This is a genomic window from Hymenobacter saemangeumensis (assembly GCF_039541835.1).
Taxonomy (GTDB): domain Bacteria; phylum Bacteroidota; class Bacteroidia; order Cytophagales; family Hymenobacteraceae; genus Hymenobacter; species Hymenobacter saemangeumensis.
This window is the reverse complement of the sequence record NZ_BAABGZ010000014.1, coordinates 1-26,266: the sequence shown is the minus strand read 5'-3', so window position 1 is coordinate 26,266 and position 26,266 is coordinate 1. Positions and strand designations below refer to the sequence as shown.

Below are 26,266 nucleotides of genomic sequence, written 5' to 3'. Positions count from 1 at the left end.
CAGGGCGCTAAAGCTTGATGCCTACGCCCAGTCGAAAATCGGGTATGAGTCCGGTCTGTTTCAGGTCCGGCCCCGTCGAGCCAGGCCTGGCCGGGTCTACGTCGGTACGGTCGGTGCCCAGGCGGTTCCAGTAGAGCAGGCCCATACTGGCATCCAGGGCGAGGCGGGAAGTACCGGGTTTTCCCAGCGGAAGCTGGTAGCCTGCCAGCAGTCCAGTCCCCGCGCGCTTGCCATGCGTAAGCAGATTGCCATCCAGCAAATAAGCGGCGGAGACCGCGCGGTAGCTGACTACGGGAGAAACGTAGAAGCCCGTCATCATTCCTGCAGTAGCGCCCGTCTTTTGGGTGTAATAACGTGCCATCAGGGCGGCCCCGCTACGGCGGTTGGTGCGCTCACCACCATTAAAGAGAGCTTCAGCACCCAGGCTCCACTGCCCGTTAAGCTGCCGCTCATAGGAAACCAGCACAGGGCAAACCAAGCCGTTGTCAAAGAGGCTGTTGCTAATGTTGTATGCCAGTGGTGAGAGAAGGTCGAAACGAACAATGTTGCGGCGGTAGAGCTTATCTGCCGGCATTGCGGCAGGTGCTGAAACCGGAGCGGGGGCTTCGGCTGCCTGGGCTGAGGCAGCAGATGCCCGAGCAGGAGCTTGGGCTAATGCCGGGGCTGTGAGGCTCGCAGCCAAGGGGAGGACAAGCGCCGCTACTGCAGGGCAAACTGAAAACTTGGATGAGTTCATAGTAGTAAGGTGTTCAGTAAGTAGAAGGCCGAATTGATAAGTAAAGTAGCAACCACACGGGCCCGGCACTCAACCCCAAATGCTGGATTGTCCGACTTTAACAGCTTTCGCCAAACACGTCTACAGGGGCAATAAACCCGCTTTTTGCGCCCTGCCATTAGACTTTATAACTTTTCCTTTTCGCCCGCTTTTCGCCTTCTTTTCCTTTGACTGAAGAACAACTCCACCCCCTGCTGGCCCGCCTGCCGGTCCTGAAAGCCGAAATCGCCAAAGTCATTGTTGGCCAGGAAGCCGTGCTGGAGGAAGTGCTGGTGGCCCTGCTGGCCGGTGGCCACGCCCTGCTCGAAGGCGTACCTGGCTTGGCTAAGACCCTGCTGGTGCGCACCCTGGCCGCGGCCACCGACCTGCCTTTCCGCCGCATCCAGTTTACGCCCGACCTGATGCCCACCGACATTCTCGGCACCGAGGTGCTGGAGGAAGATCACGGCACGGGGCGCCGCTCGTTTAAATTTAACCCGGGCCCCATCTTCGCCAGCCTGGTGCTGGCCGACGAGATAAACCGTACGCCGCCCAAAACCCAGGCCGCCCTGCTCGAAGCCATGCAGGAGGGCCACGTCACCTACGCGGGCACCGAGCACGCCCTGCCCCGCCCCTTTTTCCTGCTGGCCACCCAGAACCCCATCGAGCAGAGCGGCACCTACCCCCTGCCCGAGGCCCAGCTCGACCGGTTTCTGCTCTACGTGCGCATCGGCTACCCCAGCGAGCAGGAGGAGCTGGCCGTGCTGCGTGGCACCACCGGCACGGCCGGGCAGCAAGTGCAGCCCGTGCTGGGCGGGGCCGAGATTCCGGCCCTGCAGCAGCTGGTGCGGCAGGTGAGCTTCAGCCCCGAGCTGATGAGCTATGTGAACCGCCTGGTGCGGGCCACGCGGCCGGCTACGTCGGATGTGAAGTTTATCCAGGAGTATGGCCGCTGGGGCGCCGGCCCCCGGGCCGGGCAGGCCCTGATTCTGTGCGCCAAGGCCCGGGCCCTGCTGCACGGCCGCTTTGCCGCCACCCTGGAAGACATTCGCGCCCTGGCCGCACCCGTACTGCGCCACCGCGTACTGCTGAACTTCAACGCCGAAGCCGAAAACCTGACCGCTGATGATGCCGTGGCTGCCCTGCTGGCCGCGGTGACGGTGTAGGTAAGAGTGAAGGAATTGAAAGTGGGAAATCGAAAACCGAAATTATAAGAACGTCATGCTGAGCGGAGCGCAGCGAAGTCGAAGCATCTCTACCACGAGAGTAAACCCCTTCAAAAAAATTACTGCTGCGGTAGAGATGCTTCGACTCCGCCTTCGGCTTCGCTCAGCATGACGTTCTTATTCATTCTATTACCAAACACTGAGTACTGAGCACTGAGTACCAAAAACCAAAAAATGCTTTCCCCCGAAATCCTGCACGGCTTACGAAACCTGAGCCTGGCCGCCCGCCGGGCGGCCGAGGGCTTTCTGCACGGGGCGCACGCCAGCCGGCGGCACGGGGCGGGCATGGAGTTCAGCCAGTACCGGCCTTACCAGCCCGGCGACGACCTGCGCCGGCTCGACTGGCGCCTGGCGGCCCGCTCCGACCGCTACTACCTGCGCGAATCGGAGGTAGACACCAGCCTGAGCATACACCTGCTGCTCGATGCCAGCGCCAGCATGAACCACCGCGACGACAACGGCCTGACCAAGCTCGACTACGCCCGCCTGCTGCTGGCGGCGCTGGCTTACCTGGCCCAGCAGCAGGGCGACGCCGTGGGACTGAGCATTCTGGGCCCGGCCGGCCTGCGCCACCTGCCGCCCCGGGCCGATACCCGGCAGCTGCCCCGCCTCTACCACGCGCTGGAAACCGCGGAGGCTGCCGGCGGCTTCCCCGGGGTGGAGACCTCCGCCCCGCTCACCGCCCGGCGGCAGCGGGCCCTGACGGTATGCGTAAGCGACCTATATGAGAAAGAGTCCGAAATCACCACGCTGCTCACCAAGCTGCAGGCCGTGAGCGGCGAAGTGCTGCTGCTGCACTTGCTGGCCGACAATGAGCTGCGCTTCAGCTACCGCGGGGCCGTAACGCTGCGCGACCTGGAAACCGGCCGCAGCCTGCAGCTCGATGCCGACGAGCAGCGCCCGGCCTACCAGGCCCGCCTGCAAAGCTGGTTGGGCGAAACGGCCAAGGCCGCCCGCCGGCGCGGCTTCGACTACCACCAGCTGAATTGCAGCGAGCCGCTGGACCGGGCCATGCGGGAGTTTCTGCGCCGCCGCAACACCATTAGCTAAAGCATTGTCTCTGGGCCAAGCCGCTGCCCACAGCCGTACCTGGACGAATCCCTGCTCCTTTTCCGCTCCCTTCGCCTTGCTCACCTTCCTTACCCCATCTGCCTTACTTGCCCTGCTGGGTTTGCTGGTGCCGGTGGCCATCCACCTCTGGAACCGGCGGCCGGGCCGGGAAGTGGCAGTGGGCAGCCTGCGCTGGCTAACCGCGGGCGCCAACCGCCGCCTGCGCAGCCTGCAGCCCGAGCAGCTTTGGCTGCTGCTGGTGCGGGCAGCCCTGCTGGCGGTGCTGGCCCTGGCCCTGGCCGGCCCGGTGTGGCGGCAAGCCCGGCCGGCCCCCCGAGGGCAGGTGCTGTTAAGCCCTGATATCGCAACGAACCCGGCCCTGGCCCTGCACCGCCCCCGCATCGACTCCCTGCGCCAGCGGGGCTACACCCTGCGTTGGCTGAGCGCCGGCTTCCCCAAAATCTCGGGCCCCGCCTGGCAGGCCAGCTCCCGGGTGCTGGGCGACAGTGCCCGGGGGCTGCTGGCAGCTGAGAGAGGAGTACCGCGCTACCAATGGGCCCGCGTGCAGCAGGCGGCGGGCAAGTTTGGTAGCCAGCCACTGCTCGTGCTGGGCAGCACCGCCCAGCGCGGGCTGCAGGGCAGCCACCCGCCGCTGCCGGGCACTATTTCCTGGGTGGCGCTGCCCCATACCGGCCGCAGCCGCTGGGTACAGGCGGCGGCGCTGCGAGCCGACAGCCTGGCCCTCTGGCTGGGCAGCAGCACGGAAGCACAGACCAGCTTCCGCCGGTATGCGGTGAGCAAGCCGGCGGCAGGTGCCCCCATTCGCCTGCCAGGCCTGCCTGCTCACCAGTTGACCGAGGGCGCCCAAGGCCGGCTGCTTACCTCCCTGCCCACGGCCGGACCAGCTCGGGAGACCATACCCGTAACCGACCGTCCGCTTCGGGCTACTATTTTCTATACCGATGAGTATAGTGCCGATGCGCGTGTGCTGCAGGCCGGGCTGCGGGCCGCTGCCCTGGGGCTGCGGGTGCCGCTTGCGCTCCGCCTTACTTCTTCGGCGCCCGCGCCGGCTGCGGCTCCCGACTGGCTTTTCTGGCTGAGCGACGACCCGCTGCCGGCTGAGTGGCGCCGGGCCCTTGGCCAGGGCACCCGGCTGTGGCAGGAAGCACCTGCGCCCGGTGCGGCAAACCTCAGCCACCTGCAGCATCGCCTGGTGCAGGAAAAGCCCACTGCCATCTTCCGCCGGGCGGTAGCCGCGCCGACGGGGCAGCCGCTATGGACCGATGGGCCGGGCCGGGCCGTGCTTTCCCGCACGGCGGTAGACCAGGGCGCGATATACCAGCTGCACACCCGCCTGCACCCGGCCTGGAGCGAGCTGGCCGACAGCCCGGCGCTGCCAGCCCTGCTCCTGGAGCTGCTGCATCCCGAGCCTGCCCCCGACATCGCCAGTGACTCCCTGGACCAGCGGGCCATTGACCCGGCTCAGCTAGCCGGGCCGACCCGGCCGGCGGCGCGCTCCAACCCGCAACGCGTCTTCCATACCATCGATTTACGTCCCTGGCTGGTACTGGCCGCCGGGCTGCTGTTTGCTTTCGAACGCCTGCTGGCCCAGCGCCGGGCCCGGCTTAGCCCCACCACCCTATGAGTACGCCGGTTTCTACTTCGCGGGAAACGGAGCTGCTGCGCGCCCGCCGGCAGCTGCAGGCGGTGGCCCGAAGCTACCAGGCCCGGCGTGCCGCTGCGGTTTTACTGCCAGCTGTAGCAGCAGCCGGGTTGCTTTGGGCCGCGAGCAGCAGCTGGCCGGCAGTCTCGGGGCTAGTGTGGGCGGGTATGGCCGGTCTGGTCCTGCTCCTTACTGCCTGGCAGCTCTGGCCCCTGCGGCAGCTGCGGGCCGCTACCGTTGCACCCCGCCTCGACCGCCAGCACCCGGCTCTGGAAGACAGCACCGGCCTGCTGCTTCGTCGTCCGGAAGACCTAAACCTGCTGGAGCTGCTGCAGCAGCAGCGCGTAGCTTCCCGGTTGGAGGAGCTGCACGCTGCCGGAAGTTCCGCCCTGCCCGTATCCCTGCAAAAACCGGCTTTGGGGGCGGGCCTGCTCCTGCTGGCGGCGGCGGGACTGTGGTGCCTGCCACAGCAGGCCCGGGAGTTGAAGCTACAGCGAGTGGCGGTGCACTTTCCCAGCCAGGCAAGCAAAGCAAGCCCTGCGGCCGCTAGCATCTCCAGCACCACGCTTGCAGTGACTCCGCCAGCTTATACGCGGCAACCCACATTCTCTCCCCCGCAGGCGTCCTTTCAGTGCCCGCAGGGCTCGCGGGTGCGCTGGCAGGTAAGCGTGGCTGGAGCCGGTGCTGCGGCGCCGGAACTGGAAATCGGGCTGCGGCGGCTGCGGCTGCAGGCGGTGGCTGGCAAGCCCGGCACGTTCTTCATCAGCCAAACGCTAAATAGCTCCACGCTCTACCGCCTGCGCCTGGGCAGCACCGTGTCGGACGACTACGCCATTGAAGTGCGCCCCGACCAGGCGCCGGTGGTTCGCATTCAAACCCCCAAGCCCTACACGCTGGTGGAGTTCGGGGTGCGCCCCGAGCTGCCGGTGCGGGCGACGCTGCGCGACGACTACGGCCTGAGCCGGGCCGAGCTGGTGATTACCGTGGCCCAGGGCCAGGGCGAGGCCGTGAAGTTCCGGGAGCTGCGGCGCGAGCTGAGCGCCGGCCTGAGCGGGCAGCCGCCCCAGGCCTCGCTCAGCAGCATGCTCAACCTGCCCCGCCTGGGGCTGACGTATGGCGACGAGCTGTACTTCTACATAGTCGCCCGCGATAATCAAGGCCGGCAGGCCCGCACCGATGCCTACCTGGTGCAGTGGCAGGACACCGCCGTGGCCAGCAGCCTCGACGACATGAGCCTGGGCGCCAAGGTGGCGCCGGCATACTTCCGCAGCCAGCGCCAGATTATTATCGACACCGAAAAGCTGCTGGCTGAAAAGAAGCGACTCGATGCGGCCACCGTCAGCAGCCGGGCCAATGCCCTGGGCTTCGACCAGCAGAGCCTGCGCCTGCGCTACGGCAAGTTTATGGGCGAAGAAGCCAGCCAGAGCCTGGGCGCGGCCCCGCGCCCACCCATTGCCGAAGAGGAGGATGAAGACGAGCATGGCCACGCCCCCACCGCCGAGGAAGAGCACCACGACCACGGCCATGCGCCCGCGAACCCGGCCCAGCCCTCGCCCACGGCGGGCACCGACGAGCTGATGGAGCCCTACATGCACCGCCACGACGACGCCGAAACGGCCGACTTCCTGGAGCCGGCCGTGAAAGCCAAGCTGCGCGCCGTGCTCGACCAGATGTGGGCCGCCGAGCTGCGCCTGCGCACCGGCCAGCTGGCTGCCGCCCTGCCCTACGAGTACCGGGCCCTGCGCCTGCTCAAGCAGGTGCAGCAGCAAACCCGTGCCTACGTGCGCAAGGCCGGCTTCACGCCGCCGCCCATGCCCGAAGCCACCCTGCGCCTCACCGGCGAGCTGGCCGGCGCAGCCGCCCCGCAGCGGCACCGGGAGCCGGCACCAGCCACCCCGCCGCCGGCCGCGCGCGCCGCTTTGCGCTGGCTGCAGGCCCATCCGCCCGGCTCCCGCCTCGCCCCGGCCGACGCCCGCCTGCTGGAACAAGCCGGCACCGAGCTGAGCGCCGCGGCCCTGCAGCGGCCGGGCTTATACCTGCCGGCCCTGCGCGCCCTGCGCCAGCTCATTGCGGAAGCGCGGGCCGGCCGCAGCGCCTGCCAGGATTGCCGCGCCCCCGTGGAGCGGGCCCTGACCGACCTGCTGGCTGAGCCCCGCCCCACCCCTGTTGCGGCCCCGGCCGGCGACCGTATGTCCCGTCGCTATTTTCAGGAGCTGAGCCAATAGCATGACGTTTTTAGCCCCTCCCAACCTGCTTCTCTACTACGGCCTGCTGGCCGGCTGCCTGCTGCTGGGCCTGGGGCTGGCCGTGCTGGCCTGGCAACGCCCCCGGCAGCGGCAGCGCGGCCTGCGGGCCGGCGCCGGGGTAGTAGCAGCGCTGGCCTTGTGGCTAACGGCCTTTCCCCCGCTGGTTGCCGTGCGGGCTGCCCGCCCGCAGGCCGTTCTGCTCACCACCGGCTACCACCCCGACACGCTGAGCACCTTGCTGCGCCGTCTGGGGGCGGGCACGCCCGTCTACTTTTATGGCACCGGGGAGGCCCCTTCAAAAGCCCGCGTGCTCCCCAGCCTGCTCGACCTGGCCGAGCAGCGGCCGGCGCTGCAGCGGCTGCACGTGCTGGGCCAGGGGCCGGCCCCGGCCGAGTTGGCCCTGCTTGGCACCATGGCCGTGCAGCACCTCGCGCCGGCTCAAGGTGCCGGGTTTCGTGCGGCCGGCTGGAACCGCCGGCTGGTGTTAGGCCAGACGGTGGAGGTGGAGGGGCAGGTGCTGCCCCTCCCCGGCAATGCCCCGGTGTGGGTGAGCCTGCGTGCCGCGGGGGCGGTGCGCGACTCACAGCTGCTCCAAGGCGGTGGCGACTTCCGCCTGCGCTACCGGCCCAAAGCGGCGGGACTGGCCGTGTATGAGCTGGTGCTCCGGCGGGCTGGGCGGGTGCTGGAGTCGGCCCCGCTGCCGGTGCAGGTTACCGAGCGTCAGCCCCCGGCTGTGCTGCTGCTGGCTGCCACGCCTTCGTTTGAGTTTAAGTTTCTGAAAAACCACCTGGCCGATGCGCGGTATGCTGTGGCCCTGCGCAGCACCGTGAGCCGCGGGCTGCAGCAAACGGAGTTTGTCAACCAGCCCACCCGGTCACTCACGCGCCTTACCCCGGCCCTGCTGGCTGGCTACGGCATCCTCATCGCCGATGCCGCTACCCTGGCCGGGCTGTCGGGCGCCGAAAGCCAGGCCTTAAGCAGCGCCCTGCGCGCCGGCCGCCTGGGCCTGGTGGTGCTGGCCGATGCCGCCCCGCTGCCCCGCACGCTGCCGGCCCTGGCAGGGTTTTCTGTACAAGCACGCCCGGCTGCCCAAACAGCTGCTCAGCCGCTTACCTGGGCCGATGGGCCCGCCCCGGCCCCGGCCAGCCTGCCGGCGCAGCTGCGCCCCGGCCTGCAGCTGCGGGCCCTGGCCCGCGGCCCGCAGGGAGCCCTGGCCGCTGCCAGCCGCCGCGTAGGGCTGGGCTCGGCGGTAGTGTCGGTGCTGCCCGAAACCTTCCAGTGGCAGCTGCAGGGCCGCCCGGCGGTTTATGCCTCTTTCTGGAACCACCTGCTAACGGCCGCCACGCCCCCTGAGGAAAACGGGCCTGCCTGGAGCTATGAAACGCTCTGGCCGCGCCCCCACCAGCCCCTGCTGCTCCACCTGGCAGCTCCCCTGCCCGAGGCCTTGCCTACCGTTAAAGCCCTGGCCGGCGGGCCCGCCGTGCGCCTGGCCCTGCGCCAGGATACGCGCCTGCCCGAGTGGAGCACGGCCCGGTTCTGGCCCGCCCGCACCGGCTGGCATCAGGTGCAGGGCCCGGGCGGTAGCGTACACCACTTCTACGTTTTTGCCGACGCCGTGTGGCCGGGCCCTGAGCAGCAGGCCCGCCGCCTGGCCCTGGCGCAGCGCACGGCGGCAGCGCCAGGCCTGGCAGCCGCTGAAACAGCACTGCAGCCCTGGCCAGCCACCTGGTTTTTCGTGTTGTTCCTGCTGGCGGCGGGCTACCTGTGGCTGGAGGAAAAGCTGTAGCAGGCCCTGCCTACTCCCACAGCGGGTAGTGCTCCAGGTTGACTTCCTGCCCGAAAAAGATGCGCGTGCTTTCCTCAAACGAGCGGGTGAAGTCCGACACGTAGAAGTGGTGCGTGGGCGGCGTGGCTGCCTCGGCTGCCAGCAGGCCATGCGCGGCCAGGTAGGCCTGGGTGTGGGCCGCCACGGCGTCGGAGGCATCGAGCACGTCTACTTTCCCATTGTAAAAACGGCCAATCTGCTCCTTAATGAGTGGATAGTGGGTGCAGGCCAGCACCAGGGCGCTGATGTCGGCCAGGGCCGGGTTGCTGAGGTAGGCCCCGATGATTTCGTCGCTGACGGAGTTATCCAGAAAGCCTTCCTCCACCATGGGCGCCAGCAGCGGGGTTGCCAGCGAGTGCAGCTCCACGCCCGCGTCGAGGGCGTCTATCTTTTTTTTGTAGACGTTGGAGTTTACTGTCTGCTTGGTGCCGATAAGGCCCACGCGCTGCCCCGGGTAAGTCTGGCCTACGTGGGCCACGATGGGGTCAATCACGTTCAGCACCCGGGCTTTGGAGCCCACGTACTCGCGCACCAGCTCGTAGGCTGCCGCCGAGGCCGAGTTGCAGGCAATAAGAATAACCTTGCAGTGCTGCCGCAGCAATAAATCGCAGATTTTAACCGCATAAGCCTGAATGGCAGCCGTGCTTTTATCGCCGTAGGGCAAATGGGCGGTATCTCCGAAATACACAATTCGCTCGTGCGGCAGCAGGCGGGCCACGGCCCGGGCCACGGTGAGCCCGCCGATGCCGGAGTCGAACATGCCAATGGGCCGCGCGGCCAGCGCAGCCGCCGTGAGGGGCGCAGATGCAGCAGTTGTCATGCCGCAAAGGTAGCCCGACCGTAGCTGTAGCCGGCCTCCCGTTTTTTCACAAAAAAAGCAGGGTCTTTACTGAATCATAAAAACACTTCCTATATTTCAGGCCCATTCACGCTCAATTTTTTAGTTATGAGCAGTATTCTGGCCGAAATCGACCATGCCCTGGCCGCGCATGACCCGCGCCGGGGCCGGCCGGTGGCCATTTACCTGGGCGAGCGCAAATTCACGCAGCTTACCCTGGACGCGGCCCGCGAGCCCCTGCCCGAGCTAAGCACCGACCACGGCCGCCCCCTGGCCTACCGCAACCTGGAGCTGCTGCGCGACGAGGTACACCTCGACGAAGTAAAGGTTATCTGAGTGTAGCGCGGACGCTGAGAGTCCGCGTTTCGTGCCGGCTGGTGTTGTTCTGGGTCGCGGACTCCCAGAGTCCGCGCTACTGCAGCAGGGGCAGCAGCACTTTCCACACGGTGCGGGCAATAATCCGGTCGCCTTCGGCTGTGGGGTGAATGCCGTCGCGCTGGTTGAGCTCGACGTGGCCGGCTACGCCTTCGAGCAGGAAGGGAATGAGGGTGGCGTTGTTTTTCTGAGCCAGCTCGGGGTAGATTTTACTGAAGTCGGCCGCGTAGGAGGCCCCCAGGTTGGGCGGCATCTGCATGCCGGCCAGTACAATTTTAGCGTCGGGGCTTTTCTTGCGCACGGTGTCGATAATGGCCTGCAGGTTGCGGCGGGTGTCGGCCAGGGGCAGGCCGCGCAAGCCGTCGTTGGCGCCCAGCTCCAGCACGAAGATGTCGACGGGCTGGCGCAGCACCCAGCCCACGCGGCTGCGTCCGCCGGCGGTGGTTTCGCCGCTCAGGCCGGCGTTCATTACCTCGTAGCCCAGCCCGGCCGAGTCGATTTTCTGCCCAATCAAGGCCGGGAATGCTTCTTCGGGGTCCAGGCCCATGCCCGCCGTAAGGCTGTTGCCAAAAAACAGGATGCGCTTCTTGCCGGTAGCGGCTGACGCCCCGGCCGCGGCGGTTTCAGTGGCAGGCGCGGCGCTGCTTTGCTGCTCGGTTTTGGAATTGCAGCCGGCCAGCAGCAGGGCCAGCAGGGCGGCGGGGGCCAGGAATTGAAGCTTCATAAATCGGGGAATAAGCATTTTCAGCACGCAGTAGCCAAAATGCGCAAAGTATTCGTAAGGTTTGTGCGTCAGGCTACGCAAACGTAATGCGGCGGCAGCTGTTGCTTGCTCGGCCCCGCTCATTGCGAAGTACTACTTTGCCATCCGGCATACCCGCCGCGGCGGCCCTTTGTTATTTTGAACTCCATCAGACTGTGATACTACAAGTCGAGAACCTCACCAAGTCTTACCCCAGCGCGGGGCAGCAGCTCACGGTGCTGCACGAAGTAAGCTTCGGCCTGCAGGCCGGCGACACCTTTGCCATCGTCGGGCCCTCGGGCTCGGGCAAAACCACGCTGCTGGGCCTCTGCGCCGGCCTGGACCGCGCCAGCTCCGGCAGCGTGCGCCTCAATGGCATTCAGCTCGACAACCTGAGCGAAGACGAACGCGCGGCCGTGCGCAACCAGCACGTGGGCTTCATCTTCCAGAACTTCCAGCTGCTGCCCACGCTCACGGCCCTCGAAAACGTGCAGGTGCCGCTGGAGCTGCGGGGCGAAAAAAACTCGGCCCAAACCGCCCAGGGGCTGCTCGAGCGCGTGGGCCTGGGCCAGCGCAGCCACCACTACCCTACCCAGCTTTCCGGCGGCGAGCAGCAGCGCGTGTCCCTGGCCCGGGCCTTTGCCAACCGCCCCGCCATCCTGTTTGCCGACGAGCCCACCGGCAACCTCGACCCCGACACCAGCGCCACGGTAGTGAACCTGCTGTTTGAGCTCAACCGTGAAGCCGGCACCACGCTGGTACTGGTCACCCACGACCTGGAGCTGGCCGCTCAAACCCAGCGCGTGCTGCGCCTTAGAGGTGGGAAGGTGGTTGTTGAGAATGAGGTGATTCGTTGATGTGCTAATGTGCTGATGGGTTAATAAGCCGAGGATGCTTTTGTCAATGATGTGAAGCCGAAGGCAAACCTATTCAGCTTCATCAACAACGCTAAGCTCTTTACTGCTTCTCACCCTCAGTCCACAGCTGGCTTATCGCATCAGCACATCAACAATCAGCACGTCAGCCAGCCAGCACATCAATAATCAGCACATCTGCACATCACCTAATCAGCACATCAACAAGAATGGCCAATACCTCCTGGCTCCTGCGCATGGCCTGGCGCGACAGCCGCCGCAGCCGTACGCGCCTGCTGCTGTTCATGTCGAGCATCATCCTCGGCATCTCGGCCCTGGTGGGCATCAACTCCTTTGGCGACAACCTCGCCCGCAGCATCGCCGACCAGGCCAAGGAGCTGCTGGGGGCCGACGCCATGTTCTTTTCCAGCCAGCCCTTCGACCCGGCCGTGGCCCCGCTTATCAACAAGCTGGGCACGGAGCGGACCGACGAAGTCACCTTCGCCTCGCTGATTCTGTTTCCGCGCACCCAGGGCGTGCGCCTGGCCCAGGTGCGCAACCTGAGCGGCAACTTCCCCTACTACGGCAAGTGGGACGTGCAGCCGGTGTCGGCCATTGCCGGGTTCCGCGCCGGGCGCGGCGCCCTGGTCGACGACGTGCTGCTGGCCCAGTTTGGCAGCCGGGTGGGCGACTCCGTGCGGGTGGGCAACGTGACGCTGCCCATCCTGGGCAAGGTGCTGAGCACACCCGGCCGCTCGGGCATGGCCAGCGCCGTGTCGCCCTCGGTGTTTCTGCCCGGCAGCTTCCTGGAGCAAACCGGCCTGGTGCAGCGCGGCAGCCGCGTCACCTACCGCACCTTCGTGCAGTTTGCGCCCGGCACCGATGTAGCCGGCCTGGTAAAAGGCCTGCAGAACCGTTTGGACAAAGCCAACATTGAGTCCGACACCGTGAGCAGCCGGCAGGAGCGCACGGGCCGGGCCTTCGGCGACCTTACCCGCTACCTGGGTCTGGTGGGCTTCGTGGCCCTGCTGCTGGGCTGCGTGGGCGTAGCCAGCGCCATCAACCTTTACGTGCGCGAAAAGCTGGCGGCCGTGGCCGTGCTGCGCTGCCTGGGCGCCAGCGGCCGGCAGGCCGTGCTCATCTACCTGATTCAAACCGCCGGCCTGGGCTTGCTGGGCGCCATCATTGGCGCGGCCCTGGGCGCGGCCGTGCAGCTGATGCTGCCGCGGGTGCTGGGCAGCCTGCTGCCGGTGGATGTGGCCATGGGCGTGTCGTGGTCGTCTATTGGCCTGGGCATCGTCACGGGCCTGCTCATGGCCGTGCTGTTTGCCCTGCTGCCCCTGCTGAGCATCCGGCGGGTGTCGCCGCTGCGGGTGCTGCGCTCGGCCTACGAGGAAGACACGGCCGGCCCCGACCCCATCCGCTGGTTTATCTACGCCCTGGTGATGCTCTTTATCACGGCCTTCGCCTACGCCCAGACGCGGCAGTGGCTGGTGGCGCTGGCTTTCGCGGGCGGGCTGCTGCTGGCTTTTGCCACCCTCATGGGCCTGGGCCTGCTGCTGATGAAGCTGGTGCGCCGCTTCTTTCCCAGCTCCTGGAGCTACGTGTGGCGGCAGGGCCTGGCCAACCTCTTCCGCCCCCACAACCAGACGCTGACGCTCATCACCTCCATCGGCCTGGGCACTTTCCTGGTGGCCACGCTCTACCTGGTGCAGGCCCTGCTGCTGGGCCGCCTGCAGCTTACTTCTTCCGATAGTGAGCAGCCCAACCTGGTGCTGTTCGATATTCAGCGCGAGCAGCGGGCCGGCGTGGAGCAGCTGCTGCAGCAGCAGAAGCTGCCCATCATCAACGGCCTGCCGGTGGTAACCATGCGCCTGATGGCCATCAACAAGCGCACGGTGGCCGAAATCAAGCGCGACACCACCGACAACATTCCACCCTGGGCGCTTACCAACGAGTACCGCGTGACGTACCGCGACTCGCTCACTGCCTCCGAAAAGCAGCTGGAAGGGCGCCCGCCCTACGTGGGCAAGGACGGCCTGCCCCGCATTTCCATCGACGGCGGCTATGCCAAAACCGTGGGCCTGCACCTGGGCGACACGCTCAGCTTCAACGTGCAGGGCTCGCCCATGAAGGCCATTATCGGCGGCACGCGGGAGGTAGACTGGGCCAAGATGCAAACCAACTTCCTGGTGGTATTTCCCAAGGGCGTGCTGGAGCAGGCCCCGCAGTTTTATGTGCTCGTGACGCGGGTGCCCAACACCCAGCAGCTGGGGCAGGTGCAGCGCCAGCTGGTGGCCCGCTTCCCCAACGTGTCGGCCATCGACATCGGCCTGATTCTGAAAACCGTGGACGACATCCTGCAGAAAATCTCGTTCGTCATCCGCTTCATGGCCTTCTTCAGCATCGTGACGGGCCTGCTGGTGCTGGGCAGCTCGGTCATTATCAGCCGCTACCAGCGCATACAGGAAAGCGTGCTGCTGCGCACCATCGGCGCCAGCCGCCGCCAGATTCTGCTCATCACCCTCACCGAATACGCCTTCCTGGGCCTGCTTTCGGCCATTGTGGGCATCGGGCTGGCCGTGGTAGCCAGCTGGGCCCAGGCCGCGGTGGTGTTCGAGGCCGACTTCACGCCCACCATCCTGCCCCTGCTGGGCTTGATGGCGCTGGTCACGCTTATCACGGTGCTTATCGGGCTGTTCAACAGCCGCGAGGTGCTTACCCGCCCCCCGCTGGAAGTGCTGCGCGGCGAGGGCTGAGTAGAAAAGTGGTACTGGCGCGAGCTTAGCGCAGCGTAACTCGTGCCAAGCCATGTCGGGGAGGCTGTGCCCCGCCCTGCCGCGCCAGCGGCAAGGCGGGGCTGCGCAGCCGGCTTGTTCTGCTGCGAGGCACAGCCTCGCCCGAATGAGCTGACACGAGTTGCGCTGCGCTAAACCCGCGCTCGGGCCGTAACCTCAACATTTCAGCCGACCCCACCCGCCCCGGCCGTACCTTTGCGGCCTATGAATCTGTTATCCGCCGAGAACATCTCGAAGAATTACGCCGACCGCTGGCTGTTTAAAGAACTGAATTTTGGCCTGAACCAGGGCCAGCGCGTGGCCTTTGTGGGCATTAACGGCACCGGCAAAACCACGCTGATGAAGGTGCTGGCCGGCATCGAAGCGCCCGACACGGGCGAGGTGAGCGTGCGCAAGGGCATCCGCGTGACCTACCTGGGCCAGAACCCGGTGTTTGATGAGAGCCTGACCGTGGAGCAAACCATCTTCGCCAGCCAGAACGACACCCTGCACGCCATTCAGGACTACGAGCACGTGGTGAACGACCCCAACCACAAGCCCGACGACCTGCAGCGCGTGATGGAGCGCATGGACGCCCTCAACGCCTGGGACTACGAAGCCCAGGTGCAGCAGATTCTGGGCCGCCTCGGCATTCTGGGCGAGTTGCTCACGCGCAACGTGGCCCAGCTTTCGGGCGGGCAGCGCAAGCGCGTGGCCCTGGCCCGCGTGCTGATTGAGGAGCCCGACGTACTGCTGCTCGACGAGCCCACCAACCACCTCGACCTGGCCACCATCGAGTGGCTGGAAAACCGCCTCTCCTCCCCCACCCTCACCCTGCTGATGGTGACCCACGACCGGTACTTCCTCGACAAGGTAGCCAATGAGATTGTAGAGCTCGACAAAGGCCAGATGTACCGCTACCAGGGCAACTACGCCTACTTCGTGGAGAAGAAAGCCGACCGCGAGATGCGCGAGGCCACTGAAGTGGAGAAGGCCCGTCAGCTGTTCAAAAAGGAGCTGGAGTGGATGCGCCGCATGCCCCAGGCCCGCGGCACCAAGCAAAAAGCCCGCATCGACGCCTTTTACGTGACCAAGGAGAAAGCCAGCACCAACCTCAGCAAGCAGCAGGTGGAGCTGAGCGTGAAAACCACCCGCCAGGGCGGTAAAATCATCGAAGCCAGCCACCTCAACAAGAAGTTTGGCGACAACGTGGTGCTGGACGACTTCAGCTACGTGTTCAAGAAAAAGGACCGGATTGGCCTGGTGGGGCCCAACGGCGCGGGCAAGTCCACGCTGCTCAACATGCTCACCGGCAAGCTGCAGCCCGACTCCGGCATCGTGGACGTGGGCCAGACCACGGTGTTCGGCTACTACACCCAGACCGAGCTGGAGTTCGACCCCTCGCAGCGCGTCATCGACATTGTGAAGGAAGTGGCGGAAGTAGTGGAGCTGGCCAACGGCGACGTACTCACCGCCAGCCAGTTTCTGAACCTGTTCCTGTTTCCGCCGGCCCAGCAGTACACCCTGGTGAGCAAGCTGAGCGGGGGCGAGAAGCGCCGCCTGCAGCTGCTGCGCGTGCTGATTAAAAACCCCAACTTCCTGATTCTTGACGAGCCGACCAACGACCTGGACCTGGCCACGCTCAACATCCTGGAAGACTTCCTGCTGCACTTCACCGGCTGCCTGCTCATCGTGAGCCACGACCGCTACTTCCTCGACCACCTCGCCGAGCACCTCTTCGTGCTCGAGCCCGGCGGGGCCGTGCTCAACTTCCCCGGCAACTACACCGACTACCGCGAGTACCTGGCCGAGCGCGAAACCGAAGCCGCGCTCGAAGCGGAAGAAAAGGCCGCCAAGGCCGCCCGCGCTGCCGCAAAAACGGCCGCCGTGCAGCCGGCTGTAAGCACCGCTGTGGCACCTTCAGCCGCTAAACGCCGCGCCACCTTTGCCGAGAAAAAGGAATACGAGCAGCTTGAGAAAGCAATGGCAACCTTGGAAACCGAAAAGCAGGACATCACCGCCAAGCTGAACGGCGGGGCCGGCAGCCCCCAGGACTTCGCCGCCTGGGGCGCCCGCCTGCAGGCCATCGAGAATGAATTGGGCGAGAAGGAAGAGCGCTGGCTGGAGCTGGCGGAGTTTATGTAGGAGATTTTGGTGATGAGGTGATGGAGTGATGAGGTAAAAAGCCCTGTCATTGCGAGCGCAACGAAGTGCAGCGAAGCAAACGCAGTTCGGCGTAGCCAATCCGTCCTCTAGCAGCAGTCACTCCGAGCTGTGATAAATCAAAAGCCCCAACGCCGGTTCTGGCGTTGGGGCTTTTTACATTAGTAAGTTAGTCGCTGAGAACAGGACGGATTGCTTCGTCGTGCCTCCTCGCAATGACATGCTAGCTCAAACCACATCTACTCCCGGGTGTGCGTCTGAATAAACTCCAGCGGCACCGGGCCGTTGGGGCCGGGGGCCTGCAGGCGCAGGGTGTCGGCGGTATCAATGCGGGGGAAGTATACTAGGCCGTACACCTGCTCGCCGGGCTGCAGCGTCACTTTGCGCAGGGCGTGCTCCTGCAGGCGGCCCGACTGCCGGCGCAGCTCCTCGGCGGTGATGGCCTGGCGGACTTTGTTGGCGCCCGAGGCGATGTTGTAGGCCATGGCCGTTTCGTGCAGCAGGGCCCGGCTCTGGAACTGCGACACGGTTTCGCGCTTGCCAATGCTGCTGATGTCGGCCACCAGGCTAGTGGCCGTGAGGGCCACCCCCAGCCAGTCGATGCGCGAGGCCCGCGCCGCCTCCTTATCTGCTTGCCGCTGCAGGGCCGAAATCTCCGCCTCCGGGTCGATGGCCGGCACCTTGGCCGGCAGGGGCTGCAGATACTCCGAGCGGCTGGCCGCAGCCACGCTGGCCGATACGGCCGTGCCGCGCGCCGGCTTCACCCTGGGTGCGTTGGCGGGGCGCGCTTCCAGGGCGCGGCGGCTGGGCTGGCAGCCGAAATCGGTGGGCGCTACTACCAGTGGGCGCTTGCTGGGGTTGCGGTACTCGGCCTCGAACACCAGGCGGGTGGGCTCGTAGCGCACAAAGCTCAGGCGCACCTCCACGCTGTCGGCAAAATTCTGAGCCTGCTCGCGCCCTTCAATAAACAGGTTTGTAGGGTGGGCCGGCTTCATGCCCAGGTAGTAGGTGGGGGCGCAGGAAACCGTGCTCCAAAGCAAAAGCAGCAGTCCGTAAGTAGAGAGTCGTAGCATAGCGGTAGGGCAAATGGCTATTGACGTCGATGCAGTTTGCCGGAAAAAGGTTGCATGGCCCTGCTCGAGAAAGCCGGCCCGGCGTCAGCTACCCAAAGTTACGCCGCCGGCTTGTGCGCTATCATCACGTAATGCCGGCACAGCAACGATTTAAAGCCGAACAGCTGCTGGCGCAGGGCCTGGGGCGTAGAGTTTTTAAGGCGGCGCGTGCTCAGCCACTGAAAAGGGTAGATGAGCAGCGCCAGGGGCAGGTAGAGCAGGTCTTCGGTATAAAACGAGGTGTAGAACACCTCCTTCACCTCCAGGCCGTGGATTTCCAGCAGGCGCTTCAGTTCCTGGTGCTGCACCAGCTGCGTGATTTTCTCGTCGGCCTCAAACAGGAGCTTAAACCGGCGCACCCGCCCGGTAAACAGGTACGACACCCGGTCGCGCATGGTCAGGATGTTGTCGTTGGTGACGAGCAGCTGCCCGCCCGGGCGCACGTGCCGGGCGCTGCTGGCAATAAACGTGCGGGTGTTGCCAAACATCATCACCCCGCTCACCGACGTCACCAGGTCGAACGCCCCCGCCCCCGGCGCAATCTCAAAGGGCTGGCTGAGGTCGGCCTGCTGGTAGTACAGCCCGGGCACGGCCGGCGCGGTGGACCGGATGTCGCTGCCGACCAGCGTGGCCTGGGGCCAGTAGCGGCGCAGCAGGGTCAGCAGCTCGCCGTCGCCGCAGGAAAGGTCCAGCACCCGGCTCTGGCTGCTCAGGCCGGAGCGCTCCAGCAGGTAGCGCAGCACCTCCCGGTTGACGTGCTTCTGGGTGTTGCCCCGGGGCACGTTTTCATAATCTGGGGTCGGCGGGGCCCCGGCCGGGTACGAAGTTGCTGCTTCCATGTAAAGCCAAAGAAACAGTATAGCGCCCAGAAACCCGCTCAAGAACCCAAGCTGCGGGCTTTTACCTTGTACTCACGGGCCAGTTACCTGCAGCTCCTGCGGCAGCTGGGCCTGGCCTTCGGCATCGGTAGCAAAGGGCCAGAGCCGGCGGACGGCGGCCAGCGGCACGGCCCCAAACAGGTGGGCAAAGGCCTCACCGCGGGTGGCCACAAACTCCCGCTCCACCCGCACCCCGGCGGCCTGCAGCCGGGCTTCGTCAATCTCCAGCAAAACCAAATCGGCCCGCCCGGCATAGTACCGGCGGGCCGTTTCCAGGAGCTGATGACGCTCCGAAGAATGAATAAAGCCTTCCGCTGCCAGGTCGGCGCTGGCAAACAGGCCCGTTTCCTGGGCCGCCAACCAATCGGCACGCTCGGCAATGCGGTAAAGCATCCTTTTTAAATTATAAATTATGAATTATGAATGACTGCATCATCCTTCGCGGACCATTTATAATCCATAATTTATAATTCATAATTAAGTTAACTCTACGCTTTCCACAGCTCCTGCTGCACCGTTTTGCCAACGGTGAGTAGCAGGCGGACGGGGTTGGGCACCAGGGTGATGCGGGCTTCTTTGCCGGGGTACTTCTCGGAGTCGACCCACACGCCCTCCTTGGGCGAGGGAGCGGTTTTGGCGCTGCTGGGCAGGTAAGCCGTGGGCAGCAGCACGTCGGTGTCCGACTTCAGGTCGCCGTGCACCTTGTCGAGGGCATCTTCCAGGAAGTCGCCGTACTTCTCGTTGAAGTCGTCTTCCAGGTCGTGCAGGGCTTCCTCTACGTCGTCGTAGCGGGCGTCGTCGTAGGTAAGCGTGTGGAGCTCGGCTTTCTTTTCGATGAGGGCCACCAGGGCACGGTTCAGTTCTTCGGTATTCATAAAAGGCGCAGGCCAGTGGGTGAGGCTACAAAAGTGGGAATGATTTGGCAAATACGCGGCCGCCGAACATTTGGCTCGCCGGCCGGGGCCGAATTCTTCCGGAACCAGTAATTTTACCCAACCAAGCCGCCACCCCCCTTCGTGCGTACCCCGCCCGGGCAGTAACGGCCTCTCCCACTGCTTTTTATCCTTCATCTCACCCACCCGCACCATGCAAACCATGACCTCCCCGGACGCCCAGGCCCAGGCCGCCGTCGACTTCCTTCCCCTCAAGGGCACCGATTACGTGGAATTCTACGTCGGCAACGCCAAGCAGTCGGCCTACTACTACCAGGCTGCCTTCGGCTACGAGCTGGTGGCCTACGCCGGCCCCGAAACCGGCCTGCGCGACCGCGCCAGCTACGTGCTGCAGCAGGGCAAAATCCGCCTTGTGCTCACCACTTCGCTGCTGCCCGACTCCGACATCACGCGCCACGTAGCCCAGCACGGCGACGGCGTGAAGGTGATGGCCCTGTGGGTAGACGACGCCCGCAAGTCCTGGGAAGAAACCACCAGCCGCGGCGCCAAGTCGGCCTTCGAGCCCTACACCATCGAGGATGAGTTCGGCTCGGTGACCATGGCCGGCATCTACACCTACGGCGAAACCATTCACACCTTCGTGGAGCGCAACGGCTACACCGGCCCCTTCATGCCGGGCTTCGTGGCCCGGAAAAGCGCCGTGCCTCAGGGCCCGCCCGTGGGTTTGCTGCACGTCGACCACTGCGTGGGCAACGTAGGCTGGGGCGAGATGAACCAGTGGGTGAAGTTCTACGAAGACGTGATGGGCTTCAAGCTGCTGCTCACCTTTGATGATGAGGACATCAGCACCGAGTACTCGGCCCTGATGAGCAAGGTGGTGAGCAACGGCAACGGCTACGTGAAGTTCCCCATCAACGAGCCCGCCGAGGGCAAGAAAAAGTCGCAGATTGAGGAGTACCTCGACTTCTACCACTCGCCCGGCGTGCAGCACATCGCCATCGCCACCAACGACATCCGCGCCACCGTAACCGAGCTGCGCCGCCGGGGCGTGGAGTTCCTGAGCGTGCCGGCCACCTACTACGAAGACCTCACCGACCGCATCGGCCAGATTGACGAGGACATGGAGTCCATCAAGCAGCTCAACCTGCTCGTCGACCGCGACAACGAAGGCTACCTGCTGCAGATTTTCACCAAGCCCGTCGAGGACCGGCCCACGGTGTTCTATGAAATCATTCAGCGCAAAGGCGCCACCAGCTTCGGCAAAGGCAACTTCAAAGCCCTGTTCGAAGCCATTGAGCGCGAGCAGGCGCTGCGAGGGAATCTGTAAACAGTGAAATACGACGATGCAACCTGGCATTCGGGAGGAGACTATCCGTCCGACCTGCCTGACGAGGCCGCAGCAACTCATAGCGGAATGTTTCTTGCCTGGGCCTTATTAAAGGGCTTAGGCAGTGAAGGCCACCTGAATGATTTTGCTGAAGAGCTAAAGCTGCTGCAGAAACAGGAAGTTACTCCCGGAGCATATTTCCTGGCTACTTGTGACGGGCAGCTGAGTCATGATGAGCTAAGCGAAACCGGTAACTTCTTTGCTGCTGCTTACCTAGACCTGGAGCAGGGGGCTTATTTCAAAGATTACGAGAAGGCATTAGCCACTGCTCTTCCTAGTTTTTACCATGTTCCTGATACTTGGGAGAATTTCGAGCTACTGCGACCAATCCTGGAAAGCCGCTTCGCCATATGGTCTAGAAGCTAGTCCTATAAATGTAAAAAGCCCCGCTGTCAGTCCAGACGGCGGGGCTTTTTACATCGGTTAGGCTGGTCACCGATGACGTGAGTTTGTACCCGAAGGGCTATGCCCCGTGTCGACTACTTGCGGGACTCTGGCCCGCGACGCCAGAACGGTTCATATGCCAGTCGTTCTGCCGGAGCAGGCCAGAGGCCTGCGAATAGCCGGCACGGGGCACAGCCCTCCGGGTACGACCCCGCGCCATCCCCAATTTATCCCTACTTGTCCCCTACCAGCAAGCCTTCCACGAAGTAGTTGCCGGCTTCAGTCTTGAGGTTGTATACTACCGTAGCTGTACCAGCGCTGCTGCGCTCGGCCAGGTAAGCCGGCTCCAGGCCAGCGGCTGCCGTGAAAGGCACGGCCTGGGTGCTGCTTAGCGCGTCGGCGCGCACGGCGTCGTTGTCGGCGGTCAGAAAAGGATGGTTGGGCGTGGCCAGTACTTCGGTGGCGGGCAGTAAGGGAGCCACGGTGTCTTCGGTGGAAGCCAGCACGGCGGGGGTAGCAAAGCGCAGGCGCAGCAGTGGGTAGTCGTGGTCGGCGTGAACCTGCACGGCGCTTACGCGGGTGGTGCTGATGCGGCCGGTGCGGGCATCGTAGCTCTGCACCAGGGAGCCGGCTTTGATGCTGGCTATGGCTTGCTTGCTGCCATCGGCCAGCGTTACCAGGGCCTGGGCCGGGAAGCAGGAGTTTTCCTCGCACACGAAAGGCTTGGCCAGCTCGGTTTTGATGCTGCAGTACTCTTTATTCACTTCGTAGGAAGCCTCCGAGTACTCCACCAGGGCCTGCAGGGCCAAGATGGTAATCTGCTGGCCAGCGGCCAGCGTGGGCATGGCTTGCTGCTCCTGCGGCCGCTTGATGGCGTCGCCGTACTGAATGCGGTTCAGCTCGGCGTTGAAGGGGGTGAGGCGGGCTTTCTGCTGGGCGCGGTACTTGGCCCAGATGGAGCTGGTAGTAGCCAGGTAGCGGCCGGCGGCGGCCAGGCGCTGCTCCAGGGCCTTGTGGTGGCGCTCGTAGTTGTCTTTCTGGTCGGCGCAGGTGGTAAAGGCCTTATATACCTTGGTGTTCAACTGCTTCTGAATCGTCTCCACTTCTTTCAGGTACTGGGCCTTGGCCTGACTCCACTCAGCTTCGGCGCTGAGCTTGTTGGCAGGGTCGGTGAGCCTGCTCAGCTCCTCCTGGGCCCGGGTGGTTACCAGCGGGGCCAGGGGCTGCTGCCCGGCATTGCTGCCCGCAATGGCTTTCATCTTGGCCTCGTTCAGCCCGTGCTTCTGCATGAGCTGCTTCATGTAGGCGTCCTGCTCGTCGGTCGACTTCTTATTCCACGCTGCCGCGAAGCTCGGGTTTTTCATCTGCTGCATGAAGTCGGCCTGGGCGGCCTGGAAGGCGGGGTCGCCGACCATGCGCTGGGTGGAGCTGCCCTTGGGCGCCAGCTGCTGCTGCAGGAACAGGGCTTTCTGCTCGTCGCTCATGCTGGCCAGCCGGGCCTGAAAGGCGGGGTCCTGCATGAGCTGGGCCAGCTGGGCGGTTTCGGGGCTTACGCCGGGCATGTTGCCCAGCTGCTGCATGGCGTAGGCCTGCTGCTGGGCCTGGCTCATGTTGCCCACGCCGTCGGCCTGCATCCTGTTGCCCACGGCGCGCATGGTGGCTTCGTCTTTGGTTTGGGTGGCGGTGCGGCCCTGGGCAATGGCCTGGCTGGCGGTGGCCAGCTGGGCCCGCAGGGCGTTGTAGCTGGCCGGGGCCTGCTTTACGGCGCAGTCCGGCGCAGCCAGCGGGGCGGGCACTTTGTCGAACAAGAGCATCAGGTCTTGTTTCACGGGCTTCTGGGCCAGGGCAGCGGTGCCCGAAAGCATGCTCAGGCCCAGCAGGGCCACTACGCGGGAGAGGGTAAACATGAGGGAAGTGGTGAGTGTTGGACCAGGAATTGCCGCGGCACGATGGAAACCTGATTTTTAGGCCCATTTTTGCCGCCGGCCACGCTCAGCCCGGATTGCAGTTAAAGGTGATTTTGTAGACTCCTGTTATTCTGCTTGCGTTGTCTGACGTTTCTTTGCGGCCCTTAAATTTGACTTTCACCTTTTCGCCACCCTGCCTTATGGCCCTTGCTCCCGAAATCCAACAGACCATCAACACCTGGCTGACGCCCGACTACGACGCCCACACCCAGCAGGCCATCCGCCAGATGCTGGACAGCGGGCAGGAGGAAGCCCTGACCGACGCCTTCTACCGCAGCCTGGAGTTTGGTACCGGCGGCCTGCGCGGCATCATGGGCCCGGGCTCCAACCGCATGAACCGCTACACCCTGGGCATGGCCACCCAGGGCTTGTGCAACTACCTGCTGCAAAGCTTCCCCGGCCAGGAAATCAAGGTGGCGCTGGCCCACGACAGCCGCAACAACAGCGCGGAGTTTGCCCAGATTGCCGCCGGCATCTTCTCGGCCAACGGCATCACCACCTACCTGTTTGAGAGCCTGCGCCCCACCCCGGAGCTGTCGTTTGCCATCCGCCAGCTGGGCTGCCAGAGCGGCTGCGTTATCACGGCCTCCCACAACCCCAAGGAGTACAACGGCTACAAAGTGTACTGGAACGACGGCGCCCAGGTGGTGGCCCCGCACGACAAGAACATCATCACGGAAGTAAATAAAATCACCAGCGTGGGCGAGGTGAAGTTCGAGGCCGACGCCTCGCGCATCATCCGAATCGGGGCCGACCTCGACCAGCAGTACTTCCAGGCCGCCAAAACCCTGAGCATCGACCCGGCGGCCATTCAGCGCCAGCACGACCTCAAGATTGTGTACACGCCCATTCACGGCTCGGGCATCACGCTGGTGCCGGGCCTGCTGCGCGAGTTTGGCTTCACCAACGTGCACATTGTGCAGGAGCAGGCCACGCCCGACGGCAACTTCCCCACCGTGCACTCGCCCAACCCCGAGGAGAAAAGCGCCATGCAGATTGCCCTCGACCAGGCCAAGGCCCTGGATGCCGACATCGTGCTGGCCACCGACCCCGACGCCGACCGCGTGGGCGTAGGCGTGAAAAACAGCCAGGGCGAGTGGGTGCTGCTCAACGGCAACCAGACGGCGGCCGTGCTCACCAACTACCTGCTCAGCGCCCGGCACCGCGCCGGCCAGCTCACGCCCCAGGACTACATCGTGTACACCATCGTGACCAGTGAAATCCTGGGCGATATTGCCCGCCACCACGGCGTGAAAAGCTACCAGACCCTGACCGGCTTCAAGTACATCGCCGGCCTGATTCGGGAGCTGGAAGGCCGCGAGACTTACCTGGGCGGCGGCGAAGAAAGCTACGGCTTCCTGCTCGGCGACTTCGTGCGCGACAAAGACGCCGTGTCGGCCTGCGCCCTGATTGCCGAGATGGCCGCCGTGGCCAAGGACCAGGGCCGCACCCTGTACGAGGAGATGACCAAGATGTACGCCAGCTACGGCTTCTACCTCGAAGACCTGATTTCGCTAACCAAGAAAGGCATGCGCGGCGCCGAGGAAATCCAGGAGATGATGGCCAGCCTGCGTGCCAACCCGCCCGCCACCATCGCCGGCCTGCGCGTGGTGGAAATCCGCGACTACAAAACCGGCCGCATCCGCGACCTGCGCAGTGGCCTGGAAACCGAAACCGGCCTGGAAAGCTCCAACGTGCTGCAGTTCATCCTCGAAGACGGCAGCAAGATTTCGGCCCGCCCCAGCGGCACCGAGCCCAAAATCAAGTTCTACTTCAGCGTGAAGCAGCCCCTGAAATCGGTGGTGGATTTTGATTTGGCCCAGCGCCTGGCCGGGGAGAAGATTCAGGCCATTATCGCGGATATGAACTTAAAATAGCCTTTGCTTTTTCACTGGTGTCACTCCTAACCTTATTTCCTCATGATACCCAACTGGCAAACGTATATCGCCTTCACCCCCGGCGTGCTGGGTGGCAAGGCCGCCATCAAAGGCACCCGCATCGGGGTCGACATCGTGCTGGAGAAAATGGCTGCCGGTGAGACCGTGGAGCAGGTGCTGGAATCCTACCCGCATCTGTCGCGGGAGGCCGTGCTGGCCTGCCTAGCGTTTGCGGCCAACTCGGTACGCAATGAGCTTATTTATGCCGTAGGCTAATGCGTCTCTTAGCTGATGAGAACCTGGAAGCGCCCATCATTCGGCAGCTGCGGCTGGGTGGCCACGACGTGGCCGCAGTTGCCGAAATCTCACCCGGTATCATGGACGAAGACGTGCTGGCACTGGCCAATCAGGAAAACCGCTTGCTGCTCACTATCGACAAGGATTTTGGCGACCTGATTTTTCGGCACCGCCTGCCGCACGCCGGCGTATTCCTGTGCCGGATAGCCGACCTACCTATAGCAGAGCGGGCCACGCTGATTCTGCAGATGCTGGCCCAGCACGGGCCCGAGTTACATACCGGATTTGGAGTGCTGACCGGCCGGCTTTTCCGGCTGACTAAAATCCCGGATTCAGTATGAACCCGTTCATCACACTTGGGCTACTTTCTGTCTTGGTAATTACCAGTTGTGCACCTCCAACTACTGAGGCTGCAATGGAGGAAACCATTACCAAATTGACTGATAAATTTCCTCAACTGCCAAAAGGCAAAGGAAATCAGTCGGATTACTACCAGCTTATTCGCAGTGTTCGGCGTGGTCGAAATACTAGTAGTCGTGGATTCTCTAGTCAGGAATTTGAAATCCAGTTGCGCGCAACTCCTGACAGCATCGAGGTTAAAGAGCAAATCATTGTGCTTATCAATTCTCAGGGACAGCAGTACGCTATTCCTTTCCTATCCAATAGGCATCGCGACTATTGGAATTTCCCGTTCGATAACAGAGAGCAAACGACAAAGCCAACCAATACGACTTTCGAAAAGGAGCTTACTACAGCTTTTAATACGTTGCAGCTTAACGACACGGTAGGCACTGCGGGCGCCGTAATTAATGAGTTACTTTTCTCATTGCTACACTGCGAAAAAATTACGGAGAGCGACAGCACCGATTTACATGTAGAAGCTGTTTAGGAAGTCGGGGTTGGGGCGATTTTGCGCAGCAACAGGACGGTAAAGGCGAGCCAGTGCCAAGCCAGCCAG

General features: G+C 64.1%; 23 protein-coding genes. 15 read left to right on the top strand and 8 right to left on the bottom strand.

Going from position 1 to position 26,266, the window contains the following annotated elements; translation table 11 throughout:
* Positions 1-7: 7 nt before the first annotated feature.
* Complete coding sequence (locus ABD919_RS07350; protein ID WP_345235254.1) at positions 8-736, bottom strand: hypothetical protein; 729 nt, start codon at positions 734-736, stop codon at positions 8-10.
* A gap of 206 nt (positions 737-942) precedes the next feature.
* On the opposite strand from ABD919_RS07350, the gene ABD919_RS07345 reads away from it, so the two are divergent.
* The 5 genes from ABD919_RS07345 to ABD919_RS07325 all read left to right on the top strand — a co-directional run bounded on the left by ABD919_RS07345 (position 943) and on the right by ABD919_RS07325 (position 8,725).
* On the top strand, positions 943-1,920 hold the full coding sequence (locus tag ABD919_RS07345) for an AAA family ATPase (RefSeq protein WP_345235252.1): 978 nt from the start codon (positions 943-945) through the stop codon (positions 1,918-1,920).
* A gap of 234 nt (positions 1,921-2,154) precedes the next feature.
* Positions 2,155-3,030, top strand: a complete 876-nt coding sequence (locus tag ABD919_RS07340) for a DUF58 domain-containing protein (RefSeq protein WP_345235250.1) — start codon at positions 2,155-2,157, stop codon at positions 3,028-3,030.
* A 4-nt stretch (positions 3,031-3,034) separates the two neighbouring features.
* Complete coding sequence (locus ABD919_RS07335; protein WP_345235248.1) at positions 3,035-4,675, top strand: BatA domain-containing protein; 1,641 nt, start codon at positions 3,035-3,037, stop codon at positions 4,673-4,675.
* A complete protein-coding gene (locus ABD919_RS07330) occupies positions 4,672-6,918 on the top strand; it encodes a hypothetical protein (protein WP_345235246.1) in 2,247 nt (748 codons plus the stop codon). Before ABD919_RS07335 ends, ABD919_RS07330 begins: the two co-directional genes overlap by 4 nt.
* Position 6,919: 1 nt before the next feature.
* Positions 6,920-8,725 (top strand): hypothetical protein, encoded by a 1,806-nt coding sequence (locus ABD919_RS07325; protein ID WP_345235245.1) that lies wholly within the window; start codon positions 6,920-6,922, stop codon positions 8,723-8,725.
* Between the two features lie 10 nt (positions 8,726-8,735).
* Here ABD919_RS07325 and murI read toward each other — a convergent pair whose 3' ends face one another.
* Positions 8,736-9,584, bottom strand: a complete 849-nt coding sequence (gene murI / locus ABD919_RS07320) for a glutamate racemase (protein ID WP_345235243.1) — start codon at positions 9,582-9,584, stop codon at positions 8,736-8,738.
* Between the two features lie 126 nt (positions 9,585-9,710).
* Between murI and ABD919_RS07315 the strand changes: the two genes are divergently transcribed.
* Complete coding sequence (locus tag ABD919_RS07315) at positions 9,711-9,938, top strand: hypothetical protein (protein ID WP_345235241.1); 228 nt, start codon at positions 9,711-9,713, stop codon at positions 9,936-9,938.
* Between the two features lie 76 nt (positions 9,939-10,014).
* Here the strand turns inward: ABD919_RS07315 and ABD919_RS07310 are convergent, their stop codons facing one another.
* Entirely contained in the window at positions 10,015-10,701 is a 687-nt protein-coding gene (locus ABD919_RS07310; protein ID WP_345235239.1) for an arylesterase, read from the bottom strand.
* A 194-nt stretch (positions 10,702-10,895) separates the two neighbouring features.
* Between ABD919_RS07310 and ABD919_RS07305 the strand changes: the two genes are divergently transcribed.
* From ABD919_RS07305 to ABD919_RS07295, 3 genes are all read left to right on the top strand, one after another.
* Positions 10,896-11,576: an ABC transporter ATP-binding protein gene (locus ABD919_RS07305; protein WP_345235237.1), complete on the top strand. Its 681-nt coding sequence runs from the start codon at positions 10,896-10,898 to the stop codon at positions 11,574-11,576.
* Positions 11,577-11,803: 227 nt separating this feature from the next.
* The gene (locus ABD919_RS07300) at positions 11,804-14,332 is read left to right on the top strand and encodes an ABC transporter permease (RefSeq protein ID WP_345235235.1); all 2,529 of its coding nucleotides are present in this window, start codon (positions 11,804-11,806) and stop codon (positions 14,330-14,332) included.
* 243 nt (positions 14,333-14,575) lie between these two features.
* Complete coding sequence (locus ABD919_RS07295; protein WP_345235233.1) at positions 14,576-16,495, top strand: ABC-F family ATP-binding cassette domain-containing protein; 1,920 nt, start codon at positions 14,576-14,578, stop codon at positions 16,493-16,495.
* A 257-nt stretch (positions 16,496-16,752) separates the two neighbouring features.
* On the opposite strand, the gene ABD919_RS07290 is transcribed toward ABD919_RS07295, so the two are convergent.
* The 4 genes from ABD919_RS07290 to ABD919_RS07275 all read right to left on the bottom strand — a co-directional run bounded on the left by ABD919_RS07290 (position 16,753) and on the right by ABD919_RS07275 (position 19,378).
* Complete coding sequence (locus ABD919_RS07290; protein WP_345235231.1) at positions 16,753-17,586, bottom strand: hypothetical protein; 834 nt, start codon at positions 17,584-17,586, stop codon at positions 16,753-16,755.
* Between the two features lie 98 nt (positions 17,587-17,684).
* The gene (locus ABD919_RS07285; RefSeq protein ID WP_345235229.1) at positions 17,685-18,464 is read right to left on the bottom strand and encodes a class I SAM-dependent methyltransferase; all 780 of its coding nucleotides are present in this window, start codon (positions 18,462-18,464) and stop codon (positions 17,685-17,687) included.
* 72 nt (positions 18,465-18,536) lie between these two features.
* Positions 18,537-18,896 carry a DUF952 domain-containing protein gene (locus ABD919_RS07280; protein WP_345235228.1) on the bottom strand — a complete coding sequence of 120 codons (360 nt, stop codon included), beginning with the start codon at positions 18,894-18,896 and terminating at the stop codon, positions 18,537-18,539.
* A 95-nt stretch (positions 18,897-18,991) separates the two neighbouring features.
* Complete coding sequence (locus tag ABD919_RS07275; protein WP_345235226.1) at positions 18,992-19,378, bottom strand: hypothetical protein; 387 nt, start codon at positions 19,376-19,378, stop codon at positions 18,992-18,994.
* A gap of 211 nt (positions 19,379-19,589) precedes the next feature.
* Here ABD919_RS07275 and hppD point away from each other — a divergent pair, with 211 nt between their 5' ends.
* Positions 19,590-20,723 carry a 4-hydroxyphenylpyruvate dioxygenase gene (gene hppD / locus ABD919_RS07270; protein WP_345235224.1) on the top strand — a complete coding sequence of 378 codons (1,134 nt, stop codon included), beginning with the start codon at positions 19,590-19,592 and terminating at the stop codon, positions 20,721-20,723.
* 3 nt (positions 20,724-20,726) lie between these two features.
* Positions 20,727-21,149 carry a DUF7832 domain-containing protein gene (locus tag ABD919_RS07265; protein ID WP_345235222.1) on the top strand — a complete coding sequence of 141 codons (423 nt, stop codon included), beginning with the start codon at positions 20,727-20,729 and terminating at the stop codon, positions 21,147-21,149.
* A gap of 251 nt (positions 21,150-21,400) precedes the next feature.
* On the opposite strand, the gene ABD919_RS07260 is transcribed toward ABD919_RS07265, so the two are convergent.
* Complete coding sequence (locus tag ABD919_RS07260) at positions 21,401-23,074, bottom strand: Hint domain-containing protein (RefSeq protein ID WP_345235220.1); 1,674 nt, start codon at positions 23,072-23,074, stop codon at positions 21,401-21,403.
* 200 nt (positions 23,075-23,274) lie between these two features.
* Between ABD919_RS07260 and ABD919_RS07255 the strand changes: the two genes are divergently transcribed.
* Genes ABD919_RS07255 through ABD919_RS07240 form a run of 4 tightly spaced genes read left to right on the top strand, consistent with a single transcriptional unit; the run spans position 23,275 to position 26,197 of the window.
* On the top strand, positions 23,275-25,011 hold the full coding sequence (locus tag ABD919_RS07255; protein WP_345235218.1) for a phospho-sugar mutase: 1,737 nt from the start codon (positions 23,275-23,277) through the stop codon (positions 25,009-25,011).
* Between the two features lie 42 nt (positions 25,012-25,053).
* Positions 25,054-25,287 carry a DUF433 domain-containing protein gene (locus tag ABD919_RS07250; protein WP_345235216.1) on the top strand — a complete coding sequence of 78 codons (234 nt, stop codon included), beginning with the start codon at positions 25,054-25,056 and terminating at the stop codon, positions 25,285-25,287.
* A complete protein-coding gene (locus ABD919_RS07245) occupies positions 25,287-25,649 on the top strand; it encodes a DUF5615 family PIN-like protein (protein WP_345235215.1) in 363 nt (120 codons plus the stop codon). The genes ABD919_RS07250 and ABD919_RS07245 overlap by 1 nt, the downstream gene beginning before the upstream one ends.
* Positions 25,646-26,197, top strand: coding sequence for a hypothetical protein (locus ABD919_RS07240; protein WP_345235213.1), 552 nt, complete (start codon positions 25,646-25,648; stop codon positions 26,195-26,197). The genes ABD919_RS07245 and ABD919_RS07240 overlap by 4 nt, the downstream gene beginning before the upstream one ends.
* Positions 26,198-26,266 lie beyond the last annotated feature (69 nt).